Below are 20,616 nucleotides of genomic sequence, written 5' to 3'. Positions count from 1 at the left end.
CGGCCGTCGGCCGCGGGCGCCGACTGCTGGCGGCCGGCGGCGAAGGTGCGCACCCGCTGCAAGGCCGCAGCCAGGCGCTCGGGGCGCACCGGCTTGACCAGGTAGTCGATGGCTTCGGCCTCGAAGGCCGACAAGGCGTGGTCATCGTAGGCGGTGCAGAACACCACGGCGGGACGCGGCTCGAACGCCGCCAGGTGCCGCGCCGCCTCCAACCCGTCGATGCCGGGCATGGCGATGTCCAGCAGCACCAGGTCCGGGTTGAGCTCGGCGCAGGCATGCAGCGCCTGCTGGCCGTCGGGCACCTCTGCAACGACCTCGATGTCGCCCATGTCCACCAGCAAACCGCGCAGGCGCTCGCGGGCCAGTGGTTCGTCGTCGGCGATGATCACCCGCATCGGCATCCCCTTCATCCGGCGCGCGCCCCGCCCCCCAGCGGCACGCGCAGTTCACACAGATAGTAGTCCGCCTCCCAGCGCGCGGTCATCCGCGCCCGGGGGCCGTGGTGGTAGCGCAGGCGCTGGCCGATGTTGGCTTGGGCATGCTGGGCGCCGCGGCTGTCGCGCTCGCGCGGCGGCGGGGACGGGTTGCGCACCCGCAGCAGCAACTCCTGGCCTTCCACCGAAAGCGCAACCTCCACCGTGCCGCCTTCCGGCAGGCGCGAGATGCCATGCAGCACCGCGTTCTCCAGCAGCGGCTGCAGCACCAGCCGCGGCATGGCGAAGTCCCACGGCAGCGGCTCGTCGCGGTACCAGTTCACGTGCAGGCGATCGCCCAGGCGCAGTTGTTCGATGGCGAGGTAGCGCTCGGCCAGCTCCACCTCTTCGGCCAGCGTGGAGTCGCCCTTGTTGGCGCCCAGCGCGGCCCGGAACAGGTCGGACAGGTCCAGCACCGCGCGCTCGGCCACCGCCGGGTCGCTGCGCACCAGGCCGGCAATGGTGTTCATGCTGTTGAACAGGAAGTGCGGCTTGATCCGCGCCTGCAGCGCCTCGACCTCGGCGCGCGCGCTGGCGCGCACCTGCGCCTGCCAGCCATCGTTGATGTACAGGTAGCGCAGCACCACCGCGGCAATAAGCATGGTGATCGCCGCCGCGCCCCAGGCGAAACGCTGCAGGCTCACCGCCGGCGGCACCAGTGCATAGCCAAGGCTGCTGTCGATCACGTGCACCATCGAGGCGCCGACCGCCGCGACGACCCCGGCCCCCAGTAGCGCCAGCGCCGCCCCCACCGGCTGCGGCAGGCGCGACAGCGTGCGGCGCGACACGCAGAGCAGTACCGACGCGGTCAACGCCAGCCACAGCGCGAAGCCGCTGGCGGTAACGAAGCGCTCCAGATCCCAGCGCGCGCCGCCGTCGGGCGACAGCGCCAGCACCACCACCACCAGTTCGGCCACGCCGAGCATCACCGCCAACCGCGGCAGCCGGCACAAGTCCGGCAGCCAGGGTTCGCGCTCGGTGCCGGCTTGGGCCATCGGTCAGGCGCCGGTAAAGCGCCGGGTCAACCACTCGCCCAAGTCGCGGATCTGCTCGGCGCAGACCTGGTGCGCCATGGGGTAGGCGTGCCAGTCGACGCTGAAACCCAGCTGCCGCAGCAGTCCAGCGCTGAACTGACCCGCCTGCACCGGAACGACCGGATCCATCGTGCCGTGGGCCATGAACACCGGTTGGGCCACCGCCGCGGCCTCGACGAATTCCGCGGCTTTCTGCGCCGACGGCAGATAGGTCGACAGCGCCACCAGCGCCGCCAGCGGCTGTGGGGTGCGCAGGCCCCAGGCAAGCGTGATCGCGCCACCCTGCGAGAAGCCGGCAAGCACGATGCGCTCGCGCGGGATGCCGCGCTCGACCTCGCGCGCGACCAGCGCCTCGACCTGCTCGATGGACTCGGCCACGCCGGCCTCATCGGCGCGACTGGCCAGGTCGAAGTCCTTGATGTCGTACCAGGCACGCATGCGCGCGCCGTTGTTGATGGTCACCGCGCGCACCGGCGCGTGCGGGAACACGAAGCGGATCGCGGGCCAGCCCGGTCGCAGCAGCTCAGGCACGATGGGTTCGAAGTCGTGACCGTCGGCGCCGAGGCCATGCAGCCAGATCACCGACCACGTGGGTGACGGGCCGGTCTCGCGTTCGACGGTGTCAAGCAATGAGGGGGCAAGGCTGTCCATGCCCGCATTGTGGCCGCAGCCGCCGGGGCGTGCCAGCGGCGCGGGTCGCGGTTTGGCGTCCGGGGCAGGCGCCACGTCGCTTCCGGGGTGAGGTCAGCGCCCCAGCATCAGGTTGCAGGCTTCGTTGGCGGCACGCAGGCCGGACAGCGCCGCGCCTTCCATGAACCCCTGCCACTCGTAGAAGCTGCTGGTGTGCTCACCCGCGAAGAACACGTTCTCCACCGGCTTGGCCTCGTTGTGCGCGACCGAGGTGAAATACCCGGGCCGCGGGCAGCTGTACGAGCCCTTGCTGAGCGGGTTGGCAGACCAGTTCTCGGTGACCGCCAGCAACTGACCCTTCGCGTCGCGCTGCACCGACTCCATGGCCCCGGGCAGCACGCTGTCCAGGTCGCCCAGCAACGCGCGCGCATCCGCCTGGACAGTGCCCGGCAGCATTGACCGCGCCAACGCACCACCCGCCAGGTGGCTGAGCACCGCGCGCGTGTCGCTGCCATTGATCGGGTTGCTCTCCCAGGTGGTCTGCAGTCGCGCCAGGTCCGCGCTGCCACTGCCGTTGCGCTCGTGGCGCACGTACCAGTATGGCTGCTTGAAGCCCACCAGGGTCTTGCTGTTGTCGCCCATCGCCGCATTGCTGATTGCCAGCCGCTTCCACGCCGGCAAGCCCAGGCTGGAATGCAGCTCCACGTCGCGCAGCACGCTGAAGGGCAGCGCCAGTACCACCGCATCGTGGTCGCTCTGCACCCGGCGGCCACCGATGTCGAAGGTCAGGCGCACCCGGCCACCCGCCATGCGCCGCGCCGCCACCAGGCGGTGGCCCAATTGCACCGGCACCGGCAGGCGCTCGGCCATTGCGGTGGTGATGCGGTCCGTACCGTCCACCACGTGGAACTGGTCGCCACGGTCCGCGCCGTAGGCGCCAAACTTGCTGCGGCGGTCGCCGTAGACGAAGCGCAGGAAGCTGATCGCACTGAGTTCATCCAGCCGTGCGCCGAACTCCGCCGCGTAGGCCGCGCCAATGATGTGGCGCAGCACCCCGCTGGCGCCGTACATCAGCAGGTAGTCATCCAAACTCATGAAGTCGAACGTGCTGTCGGCTTCGGTGTAGCGGTCGGCAGTGGGATGGTTGAGCGCGTTGAGGTCCTCGCGGATGCAATCGGCAAACGCGCGGAACTCCTCCACCACCTGCGCCTCGGTGTAGCTGCGGCCCTGGAAGTGGTAGTACGGCAAGCCCGGGTAACGCGAAAACTCCTCCAGCTGCAAGCCGAACTCGCGGGCATAGCCCAGCATCGCGTGGTGCGAGCCGCCGATGAACTCGGCGCCGCGTTCGGCCACCTGCCCCGGGAAGAAGCCGCGCAGGCTCCAGCAGCGGCCACCCACGCGGGTGCCGGCCTCGAATACCTTCGCGCCCACGCCATTGCGCGCCAGCTCCAGTGCGCAGCCCAGGCCGGCCAGGCCGGCGCCGACCACGGCCACGCCGCGGATCCGGGTCATTCGCGCATACAGGGTGCGACTGACCTTGGCCGTGGCCGCGAGCGCGGTCGGCGCCACCACGCCCGCCGCAGCGGTGGTGGTGGCGGCCACGGCACCCAGCATCAGCCGGCGCCGGGCTTGGTCACGCAGGCCGTCCTGGCCGATGGCCTCGGCGGCGCTTTCGCCGCTGCGATCACAACGCTCGGCTAGCCGTGCGATCCGCAGCAGCTGCGCCATCATGCCTGTGCGACTCATATGGTTCCCCTGTCGTTTCCCTGCCGGCCAGCATCAGTAGCCAGAACGGTCCGGGCCGCATCGAGGCACGGACCATGGTGTGAAGCGGCCACCGGGGAATGCCCCGGTGGCCACGATTGCATCAGTACGACTTCTCGAAGTTCAGCATCAGTCCGTTGTCGCGGTCGCCGTCGTTGCCGAACAGGCCGCGGTATTCGGCACGGAACGTGAAGTCACGCGCCAGATAGAACATCGCGCCCAGGCCCACCATCATCCGGCTGCGGTCAAACCCGGCCAAGTCGGCCCGGTAGAGCGGCCCGGTCGGCAGGTCGGCGTACTGCATCGTCGCGCTGCTGTCGCCGCTGAAGTCGTGCTGGTACTCCAGCCGCGCCTGCGGCGCGAACACGCCCCAATCCTTGGCATGGCGCGATTCGAAGCGCATGCCGAGGTTGCCGGTGGTGGCGTCCACGTCCTGCTCGCCGTAGGCCAGGCCGTAGACCGGGTCGCCCTGCTCCACGTAGGCATCCAGCGTGGCCTGCGACACGTCCACGCGCGCATACGGGGTCAGCTGCCACGTGCCGTGCTGGAACTGCGCGCCGGCCGAGAGCGAACCGAACCACTGCGAGCCGTCGCGCGAGCCGTACACGAAGGCATCGGTAACGGTCAGGTGGCGGCGCAGGTCGTACGACAGGCGCTGATAACCGGTGAGCGCGTCGAGGAAGTAGCGGTCGCCCGGGTGGTAGCTCGCGTACAGCACCAGCGACTGCGCATCGCCTTCCACGCGGCTGCCGTGGTTGCCCACGTCGCTTTTGTCGCGTCCGTAGCCGATGCCGGCACCCAACGCGAACGCCGGGCTGAAGCGGCGGTCCACGCCGACACTGATGCCGTCGGTCTCGAAGTCCGCGCGCGCGCCGCCGCCGCGGCCGTCCTGGCTCCCGGAACGGATCACGCCGCCGATCCACGTGGCGAACGGTGCGGCCGATGCCGCCCGAGCGGAACCGTCACCGTCCGCCGCCGCGGCCCCGGCGCTCCCCGCGGCCGCCACCGGGCCCAGGGCGGCAACCCGGTCACCGCACTCGCCCGGCTCCCGGCCAAGGTAATCCGTGCATTTCTGGCTGGTGGCAAAGCCCAGGCGGCTGCTCAGCTGCGCGCCTTCGCGGTTGTCGTGCAGGTTCTCCAGGCGCTGCTGGAAGTTGTTCATCTGCGTGCTGGCGAAACGACGCGTGGCGGTCGCCTGTGCTTCCAGCAACCCACGCACCTCCGGATCGCGCGACGGATCCGGTCGCTGCGTCACCACCACCATGTACGCACGCGTGCCGGTGAAGCCCAACGCGTCGGTCGCGGTCACGGTGAAGCCGAAGCTGCCGGCCACAGGCGCGCCGCTGAGGCGACCATCGGTCGCCAGTGTCACGCCTGTCGGCAACGCACCCGCCGTCACCGCGAAGGTGTATGGCGCGGTGCCACCCACCGCACTGAGGACGTGGGTGTAGGGCACGCCATCGATGCCGCCCGGCAGCACTGCCGGATTCACCGCGATCGTCGGCGCGGCCACGGCCAGCGTGTAGGCGTTGGTGACCGTGCCGGCGGTGCCGGTGGTGCTGTCGGTGGCGGTCACGCTGAAGGCGAACGACCCCGCCACCGTCGGTATGCCCGCCAGCGCGCCGGTGGCCGCGTTGAGCGCGAGCCCGGCGGGCAGGGCGCCGGCACTGACCGCGTACGCATACGGCGCAATGCCACCGCCGGCCACGAACGTGGTGTTGTACGCGGCCCCGGCCGTGGTCGCCGGCAGCGACGCCGGGGTGAGGGTCAGGGTCGGCGCGGTGATCGTCAGGACGTAGGCGTTGGTCACCGTGGCGGCCGTGCCGCCGGTGCTGTCGGTGACCGTGACGCTGAGGCTGAAGGTGCCCGACTGGGTTGGGGTGCCGCTGAAGGTGCGCGTGACCGGATCGAAGGTCAGTCCGGTCGGCAGCGCGCCACTCAGGACCGCCGCATACGGGGCGATGCCGCCGGCGATGGTCAACGTCTGGCTGTAGGCCGTGCCGGCGACGCCGCCGGGCAAGGTGGCCGGGGTGAGCGTCAGCACTGGCACCGCCACCACCACGCTGTAGGCCTGCGAGGCCGTCTGCCCGAAGTTGTCGGTCGCGGTCACGGTGAAGTTGAACGTGCCGGAGGCGGTGGCCGTGCCCGACAGCGCGCCCGCAGCGGACAGGCTCACGCCGGTCGGCAACGCCCCCGCGGTCACCGCGAAGGTGTACGGCGCGACGCCGCCGGTCGCCGTGAGGGTCTGGCTATAGGCCAGGCCCGCGGTCGTGCCCGGCAGCGAGGCCGGAGCCACGACGATCACCGGCGCGGGCACGTCAATCGTGTAGTTTTGCGAGACCGAGAACGGCGCCCCGGTGCCCGAGGACCCCGTGTCAGTGGCAGTGACCGTGACCGCGTAGCTGCCCGGCACGGTCGGCGTGCCGGACAGCACCCCACCGCCGAGGCTCAATCCCGGCGGCAACGCGCCGACGGTGGCATACGTGTACGGTCCGACGCCGCCGGCCGCGGTGAAGGCCTGCGAATACGGCACGGCGTACGGCGCGGTCAGCGTCCCGGCGGCCGGCGCCAGGGTCAGCGTCGGCGCGGCCACGGTCAGTACGAACACCTGGCCGACCGAGTACGGCCCGTTGCCGGTGCTGCTGTCGGTGGCCGACACGTTGAGGTTGAAGCTCCCCGCCTGGGTGGGCGTGCCGGACACGGTCACCGAGGTGGTGCTGCTGCCGGTGATGCTGACGCCTGCCGGCAGGTTGGTGACCTGGAAGCCGCTCCACGGTGCCGCACCACCATTGAAGGTGAACGTCTGCGTGTAGGGCGACGCGACCGCGCCGTTGAGCGGGCCGCCTGTCGTGATCGTCACCACCGGATCGCTCACGGTGACCGACACCGTCGCCGGGGCCGACGTACCGCCGCTGTTGGTCGCGCTGTAGGTGAAGCTGTCCGGCCCGGCGTAGCCCGGATCGGGGGTGTAGGTGATGGATGTCCCGCTGGCGACCGCGGTGCCGTGGGTCGCCGGCGTCACGACCGCGACGGACGTGGCCGCCCCCCCGCTCAGGTTGAGTGGCACCGATGTGGCACCACTACCGTAGGCAACGGTGAGGCTGGACGAGGAGGCCACCGGCGGCGCATCCACGACCACGATGGCGTAGCCCTGTGTCGCCGTGTAAGGCCCGGTGCCGGTGCTGGCGTCGGTGGCAGTGATGTCGAAGTTGAACGTGCCCAGCGCGGTCGGGGTGCCGGTGATGGCGCCGGTCGACGGGTTGAGCGCAAGCCCGGACGGCAGCGCGCCGGCGGTGACCGCGTACGTGTACGGCGCGGTGCCGCCGGACGCGGCGATGCCGGCCGAATAGCCGGTCCCCAAGGTGGCTCCGGCCAAGGTGGTGGCCGGCAGCACGACCGTCGCCGGGGCGACCGTCAACGCGTAGGCCTGGCTGCCAACGAACGGCCCCGGGAACGCGCTGCTGTCGGTGGCCGTGACGGTGAAGTTGAAGGTGCCGCCCGCGGTCGGCGTGCCGCTCAGCACGCCGCCCGCGCTCAGCGACAGGCCGGCGGGCAGGCTGCCCGCGGTCACCGCAAAGGTATACGGGGCCACGCCACCGCTGGCGGTGAGGGTCTGGCTGTAGGCGACCGCGACCGCGCCGCCCGGCACGCTCGATGGGCTGACGGTCACCGGCACGTCATCGTTGCTGATGGTGCCCACGCCCTGGTTGTCGGCGATGGTGGCGTTGGTTGCACCCGAGAGGTTCACGAGGAACGTCTCGTTGGCTTCGGGCACGACGTCGCCGTTGACGAAGACCGAGATCGCCAGCGCGGTCTGGCCCGGCGCGAAGATCAGCGCTCCACTGAGGCTGGTGTAGTCACCCGGTGCGGTCGCGGTGCCATCGGCGGTCGCGTAATTCACCGACACGGTCTGGCCGCTGGGCGCGGACAGGCTGACGGTGAAATTCGCGTTCACTACGCCCGCATTGCCTTCCACCACGGTCACGTCGTTGATCGACAGCGACGGCAGCGGATCGTCGTTGACCACCGTACCCAGGCCCTGCCCGTCGACCACCACGGCATTGACCACGTTGGTGACGTTGACGAAGAAGGTCTCGGTCGATTCGTTCTGCGTGTCGCCGTTGACCTGCACGGTGAACGTGTAGGTGCTGCTGCCGGCGGGGATGGTCTGGCCGGTGAGGCTCTGCCCGACGTAGTCGACGCCCGCGGTCGCGGTGCCGTTGGCGGTGGCGATGTCGAAGGTCACGCCGCCCGGGCCGGCCGGTGCGCTCAGGCTGACGGTGAAGGTGAAGTTGGTGGTGCCGGCATTGCCCTCGGACGCGGTGACGTCGTTGATCGTCAGGTTCGGCAGGTCGTCGTTGAGCACGGTGCCGGTGGCGCTATTGGGCACTCCGACGGTGTAGCCCGCGCCGGCCGCCAGCGTCAGGACCACGGTCTCATCGGCCTCGATGGTGGCGTCGGCGGTCGGGTTGACCGTGATGGTGCCAGTGGTATTCCCGGCCGGGATGACCAGCGGCGAGGTGATCGTGGCGTAGTCGGTGCCGTTGGTGGCGGTGCCGCCGACCGTGTAGTTGATCGAGACCGCGCTGGACGATGGCTGGTTCAGCGTCACGGTGTAGATCAGGTTGGCCGCGCCGTCCTCGGCGACTGCGGCCGGCGACACCGTCAGGGTGGCGCTGGGAACGTCGTCGTTGAGCAGGGTGCCCGTGGCACTGGACGGGGTTCCCACGGTGTACCCGGTGCCGGCGGCCACGGTCAGGATGACCGTTTCGTCCGCCTCGACCGTGCCGTCCACGGTCGGGTCGATGGTGATCGAGGCCGTCGTCGCACCGGCCGGAATGGTCACGGTGGACACGTTGCCGGTGTAGTCCGTCCCCGCGGTCGCGGTGCCCGAGGTGGTGATGTTGACCACCGTCGGCGAGGACAGGTTGAGGCTGCGGGTAACGGTGTAGACCAGGTTGGTCGCCCCGTCCTCGCTCACGCTCGCCGGTGCCACTGCGATCGACACGCTGGGCGGCGGGCTGACGGTCAGCGTGTAGTTTTCCAGCTCGAAGTACTGGCCCGGCCCGGTGCTGGCGTCGGTCACGCGCAGCGTCACCGGGTAGTTGCCCGGGGCCGCCGCCGTGGTGCCACTGACCACGCCCCCCGACGACACGCTGATGCCGGCCGGCAGGGTGCCGGTTTCCAACAGATAGGTGTGCGGGGCCACGCCACCGGTGGTGGTCAGCGTCTGCGAGAACGCTACCGTCTGGATGGCGGTGCCGCTGGGCGCCGCCAGCGTCAGTGTCGGGTTCTGGACCGTGCCGGTGTAGCCCTTGTCGGCAAATTGGCCAATGTTGTCCGTCGAGCGGACGGAGAAACTGTAGCCCCCGCGCTGCGTCGGGGTGCCGCTGATCACGCCGCCGGAGGTCAGGCTCAGGCCCACCGGCAGGGTGCCGCTTTGCAGCGCGTAGGTGTACGGCGCGGTGCCGCCGGCCGAGGTCAGGGTCTGCGAGAACGGGCTGCCGGCGGTGAGGGTCGGCAGCGAGGCCGGCGACACCGTGATCGGCGAAATTGGGGCGCTGATGGTAATGTTGATGCGGACCGTGCCGTTGTCTTCATCCTCCAACCAGATCGTGTCGCTGCCACCGCCCGCCGGCGTGCTGCCGCCGTGCGCGTAGGTAACGAACTGCACGCCCCCGCTGTTGGGGCCGATGGTCACCGTGCCGTGCACGGCCAGCGGCGCGAACGGCCCGCTCATGCCGCCATCGAACGCGCCGTCGCAGTTGCTGACGTTGACCGACACCGACCCACCCCAGGCCACCGTCGCAGTCAGCGGGGTCGGGCAGTAGGTCGACGTCTGCGCCAGGGCCATCGCCGGCCACAAGCCGGCCAGCCCCAGCAACCCCGCGGCCACCACCGCCCTGACCCTGCGCAGCAGTCCCGCGCCGACAACCCCGTTGATCGCGTGCATTTCCCGCCCCCAAGTTCCGTTCGGGCAAGCGCAAGGCCGGAGGCGAATCCGCCCCGGCCCGTTGCGCGCCACACTTCCCCATGGCCGCCCGGACGGTCGGCCTGAACGGCATTGGAACAGGTCACAGATCACTTTGGAAGTGTTAACGTGGTCACAGGCACCCCCCTTGCCCGGGTAGTTGGGGATGCACGGCGGTACGGGGCAAGGGGCGTTTTGGGAACAGGGAAGCCTCCTGGCAACGCACTAGGGGAAACACAATGAGCGAGTTCTTCATCGGCCAGGTCATGATGGCCGGCTTCGGTTTTGCGCCAAAGTATTTCGCGCAATGCAACGGACAGTTGCTGCCGATCAACCAGAACCAGGCGCTGTTTTCGCTGCTCGGCACGCAGTACGGCGGCAACGGCACCACCAACTTCGCACTGCCTGACCTGCGCGGCCGGACGCCCGTCGGCTACGCTTCGTCGGTGGACCCCAGTTGGCAGCCGCCCGCGGTGCAGATCGGCCAGGCGGCCGGGGCTGAAAACGTGACCCTGCTGGCCTCCAACCTGCCGGCGCACGGCCACCCGGTCAACGCCTCCACCAGCGACGGCACCAGCCGCATTCCGACCGGCCGCATGTATGCCAACAGCACCAACAGCGGTGGCACGGCGATTCCACTCTATGGCCCATCCAACGGCCCACGGGTGGGGATGAACCCACAGACGGTGGCGCCGGCCGGCGGCAACCAGCCGCACTCCAACCTGCAGCCGTACACCGCCATCAATTTCTGCATCGCCCTGAGCGGCATCTTTCCGTCGCGCAACTGAGCCAGCCCCTGGCGGGCCCCGGCCCGCGCGCGGACTCCTCACCCAGATGTCCAGGAGCACCCTTCCATGAGTCAACCTTTCATTGGCGAAATCCGCATGTTCGGCTTTGGCCGCGTCCCGACCGGCTGGCAGCCCTGCAACGGTGCGCTGCTGCCGATTTCGGAGTACGACGCCCTCTTCGCGCTGATCGGGACCACGTACGGCGGCGATGGGCAATCGACCTTCGCCGTGCCCGACCTGCGCGGCCGCCTTCCCGTCCACCAGGGCCAGGGGCCTGGCCTGAGCAACTACGTGCTGGGGCAGCGCGCGGGCACGGAGAACGTCACCCTGCTCCCGTCGCAGATGCCATCGCACACGCACACGCTGCAGGCGACCACGTCCGCCGCCGTCAGCACCACGCCGGGACCGGCACTGGTGCCCGGGGCGGTCAGCGGCGACACGTTCTACGTCAACACCCTCACCGGCAACAACGCCGCCCCCATGTCCGCGCTGATGCTGGGCAACGGCGGCGCGTCGCAGTCGCACGAGAACAGCATGCCCACGCTGACGGTGCAGTACTGCATCGCGGTCTTCGGCATTTTCCCCTCGCAGGCCTGAGGCGGCGAACCCCGCGTGGCGTAGCGCCCCTTATCGGAGTCACAGGATATGACCACACCGTACATTGGCGAGATCCAGCTGTTCGGCTTCAACTTCAACCCCCGCGGCTGGGCGTTCTGCAATGGCGCCACGCTGCCCATCTCGCAGAACACGGCGTTGTTCTCGCTGTTGGGCACCAACTACGGCGGCAACGGCCAGACCACGTTCCAGTTGCCCAATTTCGCCGGCCGTGCCGGATGCGAGCAGGGGCAAGGTCCGGGGCTTTCGTGGCGCACGCTCGGCCAGCCGTTTGGCACCGGCACCGTGACGCTCAACCAGAGCCAGATCCCAGCCCACAACCATGGCGTGAACGCCTACTCGCAGAGCGCGGCGGGCAGCGGCACGGGCACCCCAGTCAGCAACGGCGGCCTGTCGTTCCTGGGCACCAGCACCACGTCGCGCACCTTCGCCTCCGGCCCGGCCAACACCCAGCTGGCTGCGGACATGGTGGCGCCCAGCCAGGGCGGCGGACTGCCGCACGAGAACCGTCAGCCGTACCTCGGGGTGAACTTCTGCATTGCATTGCAGGGCGTGTTCCCCTCGTTTGCCTGAGCCGCACCATCGTGTCGACGCCGGCACTCCCGGGTTTCCCGCCAAGCCCGGGGGGTGTCTTGCCCCCCTCGCCGCTGCGCGGCAAGGGGTTGGCGTTGCGCCGCGCCGGTGATGGCGACCTGGCTTGGCTGCCCCGGCTGTACGCCAGCACGCGAGCGGACGAAATGGCCGCCGTCCCGTGGTCTGAGACTGCGAAACAGGCCTTCCTGGCGGAGCAGTTTGGCCACCAGCACCGCCATTACGTGGCGCACTTCGGCGACGCCGACTTCCTGATAGTCGAACAAGACGGTCGCCCCTTGGGCCGCTACTACCTGCAGTGCAACGCGCCGGACCACCTGCTGGTGGACATCAGCCTGTGGCCCGAGGCGCGCGGGCACGGCATCGGCAGCCAGCTGATCCGCGCCTCGCAGGATGAGGCGGCGCGGCAGGGGTGCGGGATGCGGCTGCACGTGCTGCAGGCCAACCAGTCGGCGCGCCGGCTGTACGAGCGCCTGGGCTTCGTGGTCACCGGTGCGGAAGGCTTCCACCACCACATGCAGTGGCGGCCTGCAGCGCGCTAGCCCGTCAGCCGCCGCGTGGCGGCGCGTCGCGGATCAGTTGAAGATGGCCTGGTACAGGAAGCCTTCCCGCTCCTGCGCCACCGGCACCAGGAAGATCCCGACTTCGCCCAGCGACGCATGGCGCATCACGTAGGTCTGCTGCGGGAACAGCACCGGCGAGGTGTTGCGGAACAGCAAAGAGAACGGCGCGCGCGCGACGTTCGGTGCGGAAGGGCTCTGCAGCGGCCGCGCCTCCACCAGAACGAAAGGCACGTCCATGCCGTTGAGTCCGGCCGAAAACGTCTCGTTCACGCAGCCGGCGAAGTGTTGCAGGGTCAGCAGTTCCATGGCGGATTGCACTCTCGTCGGCGGATGGCGGCAAGACGGATTGGTGGGCCCACCAGGATTCGAACCTGGAACCAAGGGATTCGCGTGGCCCATCGGTTTCCCGATGGCGCGGACTATCTCTTCGCCCTCCGTCACACGCAGTAGTGGCGTGAGATGGGTGGGGCGCGGGACGCTCTAGCCTGTTATCAAGGGCACTTCAGCCCCCAGGTAGTCTCTGCACCTTCCGGCGGTGTACCGCCGGCTTGGCTCAGGGTTGCCACCGTCCGCGCTTGGCGCGCCGCTGAGGTTTCCCTGAATTCATCCCGTTCCCGGCCGCACATTCCTGCACGGCGGCACCTTTCGATGAGTCCCCTGCTCTAACCGTTGAGCTATAGGCCCGTGCGCCCATGTTAACAACTCAGCAGCAGCATCTCACTCACCGCCCAAACTGGATTATTCTTCTTCGATGAAATCCAATGGATCATGTGCAATCTGCAGCAGGCAACTGTCGGGACGCCAACGCCGATTCTGTTCGCGCACCTGCAAGAATCAGGATACCAATGCTCGCCACCAGAGCTATGAGAGCCAACAACTACGAGGGCTTCGACGGAAAACCCAGCTCGTTGCTGCTGCGGGCAATGGATGCACACGCTGCGGGTATCAGCGCAACTTGGCAGCGCTCACGTGGCACCACCTGGATCCAGCCGACAAACGTTTCAATCTGGACGTCCGAGCGTTGTCCAATCGGAGCCAATCAGAAATCGATGCGGAGGTACAAAAGTGCGTGCTGCTCTGCGCCAACTGTCACGCCGAGGTTCACTTCCCGGAGTTGAACCAGTGTGGGGAAAGGCCTGAAAAAGAAAACGGCCGCAAACGCGGCCGTTGATTCTCGCCTGCAAAGCGTCTCGATCAATCGATATCGAGGAACGAACGCAACTGCTCGCTGCGGCTCGGGTGACGCAGCTTGCGCAGGGCCTTCGCTTCGATCTGGCGGATGCGCTCGCGGGTCACGTCGAACTGCTTGCCGACCTCTTCCAGGGTGTGGTCGGTGTTCATGTCGATGCCGAAGCGCATGCGCAACACCTTGGCCTCCCTCGGGGTCAGGCCGGCCAACACGTCCCGCACCGTCTCGGTGAGGTTGATGTTGGTGGTGGCCTCGATCGGGGACTCCACGTTGGTGTCCTCGATGAAGTCGCCCAGGTGCGAGTCCTCGTCGTCGCCGATCGGGGTCTCCATGGAGATCGGCTCCTTGGCGATCTTCATGACCTTGCGGATCTTGTCCTCGGGCATGTCCATTTCCTTGGCCAGCTCCTCCGGCGTGGCCTCGCGGCCGAACTGCTGGAGCATCTGGCGGGAAATGCGGTTGAGCTTGTTGATCGTCTCGATCATGTGCACCGGGATGCGGATGGTGCGCGCCTGGTCGGCGATCGAGCGGGTAATCGCCTGGCGGATCCACCAGGTGGCGTAGGTCGAGAACTTGTAGCCGCGGCGGTACTCGAACTTGTCCACCGCCTTCATCAGGCCGATGTTGCCTTCCTGGATCAGGTCGAGGAACTGCAGGCCGCGGTTGGTGTACTTCTTGGCGATGGAGATCACCAGGCGCAGGTTGGCCTCGACCATCTCCTTCTTGGCCTTGCGCGCCTTGGCTTCGCCGTAGGCCATCGCGCGGCTGATTTCCTTCAGGTCGGCCAGGGTCACCAGGATCGCCGACTCCAGGTCCAGGGTGGCCTGCTGTTCGGCCACGATCTGGTCCTTGACGTCACGCAGGCCCGACGACCACTTCTGCTTGCGCTTGATCAGCTCGTCGGTCCACTCCAGGTTGGTCTGGTTGCCGTCCCAGGCGCGGATGAAATCCTTGCGCGGCATCTTGGCGATGCGGGTGGCCATGTCGAGGATGCGACGCTCGTGTTCCTTCACCTTGGCCTGCACGTCGCGCAGGTTCTTGACCAGCACGTCGGTCAGCGGCAGCGGCAGCTTGAAGGTGACGAAGACCTCGGCCATCTCCTCGCGCAGCTTGAGCACGCTCTTGTGCGCCGGACCGTGCTTGGCATGCGCCTTCTCGAACTTGGCGTAGGTGTCGGCCAGCACCTGCATGCGGTTGGCGACCTCCACCGGGTCCGGGCCGGTCGGGGTGTCGTCGGTGTCGCTGCCGCCGTCAGCGTCGTCCTCGTCCTCGTCGGCCTCGCTGTCGGCGTCAGCCACTTCTTCCAGCACCGGCTCGGGAGTGGGTTCGTCAATCAGGTCGTTGAAGGCGACGATGATCTCGGCCAGGCGCTTCTTGCCAGCCTTGTGCTGCTCGTAGTCCTCGAGGATCGAGGCGATGGTGCCGGGGAACGAGGCCAGCGCGGCCTGCATCTGGCCCAGGCCTTCCTCGATGCGCTTGGCGATGGCGATTTCGCCTTCGCGGGTCAGCAGCTCGACCGTGCCCATCTCGCGCATGTACATGCGCACCGGGTCGGTGGTGCGGCCACCCTCGGCGTCCAGGCCGCTCAGTGCGGCGGCGGCCTCTTCGGCGGCGGTCTCGTCGACTTCGCGGCCGCTGGCGCTCTCGCCGGCGAGCAGCAGGGTCTCGGCGTCGGGGGCGACTTCGTGGACCTGGATGCCCAGGCCATTGATCATGCCGATGATGTCTTCGATCTGTTCCGGATCGACGACGTCATCGGGCAGGTGGTCATTGACCTCGGCATAGGTCAGGTAGCCCTGCTCCAGGCCCTTACTGATCAGCTGCTTGAGTTCGGACTGGGGGGCCTGACGTTCGTTTGCCATGGGCTGCGCCACCACGGTGGTTGGAAGGTGAACCAAGCATTATACCAGCGCAGACGGCATCCATCGGGAAAACCGGCAGCCGCGCCCGCCAGCGGAGGTTCAGGCCCGCAGCAGGAAGGTCACCGGGCCGTCATTGACCAGGCTGATGACCATATGGGCGCCAAACCGCCCGGTTTCCACCCCGGGGCCGTGGTTTTGCCGGCACGTTGCCAGCAACTGGTTGAACACCGGTTCAGCCAGGGCTGGGGCGGCGGCCGTGCTGAAGCCGGGGCGCATGCCGCTGCGGGTGTCGGCGGCCAGCGTGAACTGGCTGACCAGCAGCAGCCCGCCGCCGGTGTCGGCCAGACCCAGATTCATCTTGCCCTCGGCATCGGCAAACACCCGGTAGCCGAGCAGGCGTTCGGCCATGCGCGCCACCTGTGGATCGCCGTCACCCGGCTCCACCCCCACCAGGGCCAGCAGGCCGGGACCGATCCGGCCGATGACCTCACTGTCCACGCTGACACTGGCCTGGGAAACGCGCTGGATGAGGGCGAGCATGGGCAGGGGGCTCCAGGGGTAAGTGCGCGGCAATCGCGGGGACGACAGCGGTGGTGGTTACGCAGACCCGGCACGCCGCGACGCGGCGACATCGATCCGGACGGCGGCGTAAAGCTAGCAGAACCCAGCGGCTACACTTCGGCCCATGACCGAATTCGCCGCCCGCCTGCTGTATCTGCTTGCCGCTGCCGTCGCACGCCTACCCTGGTCGTGGCTGTCACGACTGGGTGATGCGCTGGCGCGGGGGGTGGCAAGGCGCGACCGGCGCGAGAGCCGGGTGACGCGACGCAATATGGAGATCATCCACCCGGAGCTGTCGGCGTCCCAGCGCGAGGCCTTGCACGACGCCATCCTGCGCACGACCGCGCGCCAGGTGCTGGAGACGCTGCGCCTGTGGACCCGGCCACATGCAAAGAACCTGCAGCTGCTGCGCGCCCAGCACGGCGTGGAACTGTTCGACGCGGCACTGGCCAGCGGGCGCGGACTGATCGTCGCCGCGCCGCATTACGGCAACTGGGAACTGCTCAACCAGTGGCTGGCGGCGAAGACGCCGCTGGCGGTGCTGTACGCGCCACCGGATTCGAAAGTGGGCGAGGCATTCCTCAACCTCGTGCGCGCGGCACCGGGCAGCGATGCCGAACGGGTCACCCAGGTCCGCGCCGACGGCCCCGCGGCGGTGCGCCAGTTGCTAAAACTGCTCAAGGACGGCGGCGTGGTCGGGATCCTGCCCGACCAGCAGCCCAAGCGTGGCGATGGCGAGTTCGCACCGTTCTTCGGCCGCCCGGCGCTGACCATGAGCCTGCTGACGCGGCTGGCCGCGCGCACCGGCGCAACGGTGCTGTATGCCTACTGCGAGCGCGTGGCGGAGGACGGCAGCGAGCCGGCCTTCGAGCTGCACATCGAGCCGGCTGCTCCTGAGGTCGCCAGTCCGGACCCGCAGGTGGCGGTGGCCGCGCTCAACGCGGGAATCGAGCGCATTGCCCGGCGCGACCCCACGCAGTACCAGTGGACCTACAAGCGCTTCTCGCTCCAGCCCGACGACGCCAACCCGTATTCGCCCGATTGCTACTGATTGCCACTGAAGGCTGACGCATGCATTCCACGCTTGAATCCCACGTACCGTCCGACGCCGCCGACCACGGTTGGCAACCGCTGCCACTGCGCGCCCGCGGTTTGATGGCGCTGACGGGCGCGCTGCAGTTCGCGCTACCCGGGGCGGGACTGGCCTATGTCCTCGGCGGCGTGCTCGCGGAGGCCCTGGCCCTGCCACTTGCCTGGCCGTTGCGCCTGCTCGCGACCGGCCTGCTGCTGGTGGCGGCCGCGGGCCTGGGTGCCTGGATCGGCGTGCGTCGCTATCGCCACACGCACTGGCGCCATGACGACCTGGGCCTTGCGCTGCGAAGCGGCCGGTTGTGGCGGCGCGAGACGCGGGTGCCGGCCACCCGGGTGCAGCACCTCGATGTGACCCGTGGCCCGCTGCAGCGCGGCCGCGACCTCGCCACGCTGGTGGTGCACACCGCCGGCACGCAGCACAGCGCGGTCAAGCTCCCCAATCTCGATGCCAGCGACGCCGAGCGGCTGCGCGACGCACTCGGCCGGCAGATCGACCATGACGATGACGCCTGAGCCCGTCGCCACCGGCGCGCCGCCGCAGGCCGCGATGGCCGAGCGGCGCCTGCATCCGATGTCGTGGCTGTTCGTGCTGCTGGCCCAGTTGCGCCAGTTCGTGGTGCCGCTGGTGGCGCTGCTGGTGTTCGGACGCGGCGACCGCAACGAGCTGTGGCCACTGATCGGCGTGGGCGTTCTGGCGCTGAGCTCGGTGTGGCAGTACTTCACCTTCCGCTATGGCGTGGCTGGCGATGCGCTGCTGGTGCGCAAGGGCCTGCTGGAACGCAGCCTGCGCGTCATTCCCTTCGCGCGCATCCACAACGTGGCGCTGCAGCAGTCACTGCTGCACCGCGTGTTCGGCGTGGCCGAAGTGCGCCTGGAATCGGCCGGCGGCAAGAAACCCGAGGCGGAAATGCGCGTACTCACGCTGGCCGATGCGCTGGCGCTGGAGCAGTTGGTGCGCCACCGCGGACAGGTACCAGCGGCAGGCAACACCGGCGACATAATGGTCGCGCACGCCGCACCTGAAGCCACCACCCTGCTGCAGCTGCCGCTGGATGAAGTGCTGCGCCACGGCCTCGTTTCCAATCGCGGCCTGATTGTGGTCGGCGCCGGCGTCGCGGGCCTGTCGCAGTTCAGTCCGCGGCTATTGCCCAATCTGTTCGAGCGCTGGGGCGAAGTGGTATTCGGTTACGCCGGCAGCCACGACTTCGGCGTTCCCGAATACGCGCTGGCCGCCGCCAGCCTCGCCGCGTTGGCAGTGGGCGTGCTGCGCGTGTTGTCGATGCTGCTGTCGCTGCTGCAGTACTACGGCTTCACCCTGCGCGAATCAGGTCGGCGCCTGACGGTGGAGCGCGGCTTGCTGGCACGCTGGCGCACCAGCGCGTCGCGCCGGCGCATCCAGGCCTGGACCCTGCACGAAGGCGTGATGCATCGCCTGCTGCGCCGCCGCAGCCTGCACGTGGACACCGCGGTCGCCGAGGACCAGCAACAGCAGCGCGCACTGCGCGAGGTGGCACCCATCGCCACGCCCGAAACCTGCGACCGGCTCATCACGCACCTGCTGCCCAATGCCGACTGGGCCGGACAGGCCTGGCAACCGATCCCCGCGCGCAGTTGGTGGAGGCTGTGGCTACCGAGCGTACCTTGGGTGGCACTGGTCGGCGTCGTGGTGGGCTGGCGTTTCGGCGCGTGGGGCCTGCTCGCGCTGCCATGGCTTGGCTGGAGCGCCATCGCGGCACGCCAGCACGCGCGTCGGGCAGCCTATGCCGTCAACGACCAACTGGTGGCCGTGCGCGGCGGGTGGTGGAGCCGCTGGTGGCGCTTTGCCGAGATCGACAAGCTGCAGGCGGTGTCGCTCCGCCTTTCACCGCTGGATCGCCGCTGCGGCACGGCCACGCTGTGGCTCGACACTGCCGGTGCCACGCCGATGGCGCCACCGCTGCGAATCCGCTTCCTGCCCGAGGCCGAAGCCCGCGCGTTGCACGAGACGCTGACCGTGACGCTCGCGCGGCGACCGCTGCGTTGGTGATCGCCACTGCATCTTTGCAGTAACGGGAGGTCAGCGCTTCTCGCCCCAGGCGCGCGCCACGCGTGACGCCAGGTCGCGCAAGCGTCGGCGCCACAACGCCACGGGGCGGCGCTCGACATGCGCGCAGGCGGGAACCAGCACCTCGGCAATGAGCCTGCGCCACGACGCCAGCGTGGCGTCGTCGGTGAAGGCCGCACCGCGCGCGCGGCCGTTCTCCACCATCGCCTGGTAAAGCGCAGGATCGGCCAGCAGGCGGTCGATGGCCGCCATGGTGTCCTCCACGCCACTGGCCTCGATGTAATCCAGAGGCCCGGCGCGCAGTTCGCGATAGCCTGCTTCGGGGCCGAGGATGGCCGGCACGCCGGCCAACCACGCGTTGAACAGCTTCCACGCCGGCTTGTTGCGCACCAGCGTTGCGCCACTTGGGCGCACGGCCAGCATCAGGTCCACGTCGTGGTAGTCATGCCATGCCGGCGGCGTACCGTCGGGTCGCGCGTAATGGCAGCGGAATTCCAGCCCTCGCGCCTGCACGAACGCATCCCACTCCGCTGAGCGGAAACCCGGGTGCAGGTTCTGCGGCGTGCCGGGAAACAGCACCGTGCGCAGCGTGTTGCCACGCGCGGGCTCGCGCACGCGCAGGCCCGGTTGCGACCAGTGCGGCACGTGGAAGGCGCGCACGCCATCGGCTGACGCGGCATTCTGCACGACCTCCAGATCGGCGAACCCGACCGGATGGCGATCGCTGCGCACCGCCACCAGCAGGGCGCGGCTGCCACGCTGCACGGCGCGCCACACCGCGCGCTTGTCGCCGGCATAGAACAGCACGATCCCCGCATCGGGCACGCGGTTGTCCAGTTGCACGGCATCGCCACCGTCACGCAGCCGCGCATACGTCTGCGTGATCCAGTAGTCCTCGCCCAGCACCAGCCGTTGCGGCTCCGCATCCGGGCGCAGTGCGCGCCATGACGCGATATCCTTGTCGTCGACATCCAGGTAGAACGTGACGGGAACAGGTTGCATGGCCGCTTCGCTGCATCAGGTCGGGCGATGATAGCGACGCGACGCGCACAACGGCGTGCACCGCATCGCGACCTGCGCTTTCGCCCCTTCCCTTCTCCGCAAGGAACGCCCGCATGAGCCGCCTGCTGTTCGTCCCGGTATCCGGCAGCGAGGGCAGTGGCGAAGTGCAGCGCTGCCGGTTGCTGGCCGATGCGCTGCAGGCGCGCTGGCCTGCAGTCGACGCGCATTTCCTGCTGGCCGAAGGCACGCCCGCGCTGTCCTGGCCGACCACCACGCTCAGCGCCTCGCCCACGCGCGCGGTGCCCGAAGTGGTCGCCGCGATCGAGGCGTTGCGCCCGGCCGTGGTGGTGTTTGACGGCAACACGCGCGTGGCCGCCCTGCGCGCGGCACGGCGCGTGGGCGCGCGCGTGGTGTTGTTGAGCTCGCGCCCCAGCGCG

At 69.0% G+C, this 20,616-nt stretch carries 17 protein-coding genes; 8 read left to right on the top strand and 9 right to left on the bottom strand.

Annotated features, from left to right (window positions below; genetic code table 11):
• The 5 genes from N800_RS13535 to N800_RS13515 form a co-directional block, all read right to left on the bottom strand.
• A partial coding sequence (locus N800_RS13535; RefSeq protein WP_425476520.1) for a LytR/AlgR family response regulator transcription factor occupies positions 1-410 on the bottom strand: 410 nt, incomplete at its 3' end.
• Positions 407-1,468: a sensor histidine kinase gene (locus tag N800_RS13530; RefSeq protein WP_198032556.1), complete on the bottom strand. Its 1,062-nt coding sequence runs from the start codon at positions 1,466-1,468 to the stop codon at positions 407-409. The genes N800_RS13535 and N800_RS13530, both read right to left, overlap by 4 nt.
• A gap of 3 nt (positions 1,469-1,471) precedes the next feature.
• On the bottom strand, positions 1,472-2,158 hold the full coding sequence (locus N800_RS13525) for an alpha/beta hydrolase (RefSeq protein ID WP_036139702.1): 687 nt from the start codon (positions 2,156-2,158) through the stop codon (positions 1,472-1,474).
• A gap of 93 nt (positions 2,159-2,251) precedes the next feature.
• Positions 2,252-3,883, bottom strand: coding sequence for a flavin monoamine oxidase family protein (locus tag N800_RS13520; protein WP_084087688.1), 1,632 nt, complete (start codon positions 3,881-3,883; stop codon positions 2,252-2,254).
• A 121-nt stretch (positions 3,884-4,004) separates the two neighbouring features.
• Entirely contained in the window at positions 4,005-9,854 is a 5,850-nt protein-coding gene (locus tag N800_RS13515) for a putative Ig domain-containing protein (RefSeq protein ID WP_052108265.1), read from the bottom strand.
• A 257-nt stretch (positions 9,855-10,111) separates the two neighbouring features.
• Between N800_RS13515 and N800_RS13510 the strand changes: the two genes are divergently transcribed.
• The 4 genes from N800_RS13510 to N800_RS13495 all read left to right on the top strand — a co-directional run bounded on the left by N800_RS13510 (position 10,112) and on the right by N800_RS13495 (position 12,408).
• Positions 10,112-10,660, top strand: coding sequence for a phage tail protein (locus N800_RS13510; protein WP_036139700.1), 549 nt, complete (start codon positions 10,112-10,114; stop codon positions 10,658-10,660).
• Positions 10,661-10,726: 66 nt separating this feature from the next.
• Positions 10,727-11,257: a phage tail protein gene (locus N800_RS13505; protein WP_036139698.1), complete on the top strand. Its 531-nt coding sequence runs from the start codon at positions 10,727-10,729 to the stop codon at positions 11,255-11,257.
• A 48-nt stretch (positions 11,258-11,305) separates the two neighbouring features.
• Positions 11,306-11,848 (top strand): phage tail protein, encoded by a 543-nt coding sequence (locus N800_RS13500; protein ID WP_036139695.1) that lies wholly within the window; start codon positions 11,306-11,308, stop codon positions 11,846-11,848.
• Positions 11,849-11,907: 59 nt separating this feature from the next.
• On the top strand, positions 11,908-12,408 hold the full coding sequence (locus N800_RS13495) for a GNAT family N-acetyltransferase (protein WP_036139692.1): 501 nt from the start codon (positions 11,908-11,910) through the stop codon (positions 12,406-12,408).
• Between the two features lie 33 nt (positions 12,409-12,441).
• On the opposite strand, the gene N800_RS13490 is transcribed toward N800_RS13495, so the two are convergent.
• The 3 genes from N800_RS13490 to dtd all read right to left on the bottom strand — a co-directional run bounded on the left by N800_RS13490 (position 12,442) and on the right by dtd (position 16,020).
• Complete coding sequence (locus N800_RS13490) at positions 12,442-12,735, bottom strand: DUF6916 family protein (protein WP_036139690.1); 294 nt, start codon at positions 12,733-12,735, stop codon at positions 12,442-12,444.
• An 888-nt stretch (positions 12,736-13,623) separates the two neighbouring features.
• Positions 13,624-15,480 carry an RNA polymerase sigma factor RpoD gene (gene rpoD / locus N800_RS13480; RefSeq protein ID WP_036139688.1) on the bottom strand — a complete coding sequence of 619 codons (1,857 nt, stop codon included), beginning with the start codon at positions 15,478-15,480 and terminating at the stop codon, positions 13,624-13,626.
• A 99-nt stretch (positions 15,481-15,579) separates the two neighbouring features.
• The gene (gene dtd, locus N800_RS13475; protein WP_036139685.1) at positions 15,580-16,020 is read right to left on the bottom strand and encodes a D-aminoacyl-tRNA deacylase; all 441 of its coding nucleotides are present in this window, start codon (positions 16,018-16,020) and stop codon (positions 15,580-15,582) included.
• Between the two features lie 145 nt (positions 16,021-16,165).
• Here dtd and N800_RS13470 point away from each other — a divergent pair, with 145 nt between their 5' ends.
• The 3 genes from N800_RS13470 to N800_RS13460 are packed head-to-tail and all read left to right on the top strand — an operon-like array spanning position 16,166 to position 19,159.
• The gene (locus N800_RS13470; RefSeq protein ID WP_036139683.1) at positions 16,166-17,092 is read left to right on the top strand and encodes a lauroyl acyltransferase; all 927 of its coding nucleotides are present in this window, start codon (positions 16,166-16,168) and stop codon (positions 17,090-17,092) included.
• A 20-nt stretch (positions 17,093-17,112) separates the two neighbouring features.
• The gene (locus N800_RS13465; protein WP_052108264.1) at positions 17,113-17,646 is read left to right on the top strand and encodes a PH domain-containing protein; all 534 of its coding nucleotides are present in this window, start codon (positions 17,113-17,115) and stop codon (positions 17,644-17,646) included.
• On the top strand, positions 17,636-19,159 hold the full coding sequence (locus N800_RS13460; protein WP_232227670.1) for a PH domain-containing protein: 1,524 nt from the start codon (positions 17,636-17,638) through the stop codon (positions 19,157-19,159). Before N800_RS13465 ends, N800_RS13460 begins: the two co-directional genes overlap by 11 nt.
• Before the next feature lie 30 nt (positions 19,160-19,189).
• Here the strand turns inward: N800_RS13460 and N800_RS13455 are convergent, their stop codons facing one another.
• The gene (locus N800_RS13455) at positions 19,190-20,179 is read right to left on the bottom strand and encodes a glycosyltransferase (protein ID WP_052108263.1); all 990 of its coding nucleotides are present in this window, start codon (positions 20,177-20,179) and stop codon (positions 19,190-19,192) included.
• 113 nt (positions 20,180-20,292) lie between these two features.
• Between N800_RS13455 and N800_RS13450 the strand changes: the two genes are divergently transcribed.
• Positions 20,293-20,616 (top strand): hypothetical protein (locus tag N800_RS13450; protein ID WP_036139680.1); only part of this gene is annotated, 324 nt, incomplete at its 3' end.

The organism is Lysobacter daejeonensis GH1-9, assembly GCF_000768355.1.
GTDB classification, from domain to species: domain Bacteria; phylum Pseudomonadota; class Gammaproteobacteria; order Xanthomonadales; family Xanthomonadaceae; genus Aerolutibacter; species Aerolutibacter daejeonensis.
This window is presented reverse-complemented; position numbering and strand designations above follow the sequence as displayed.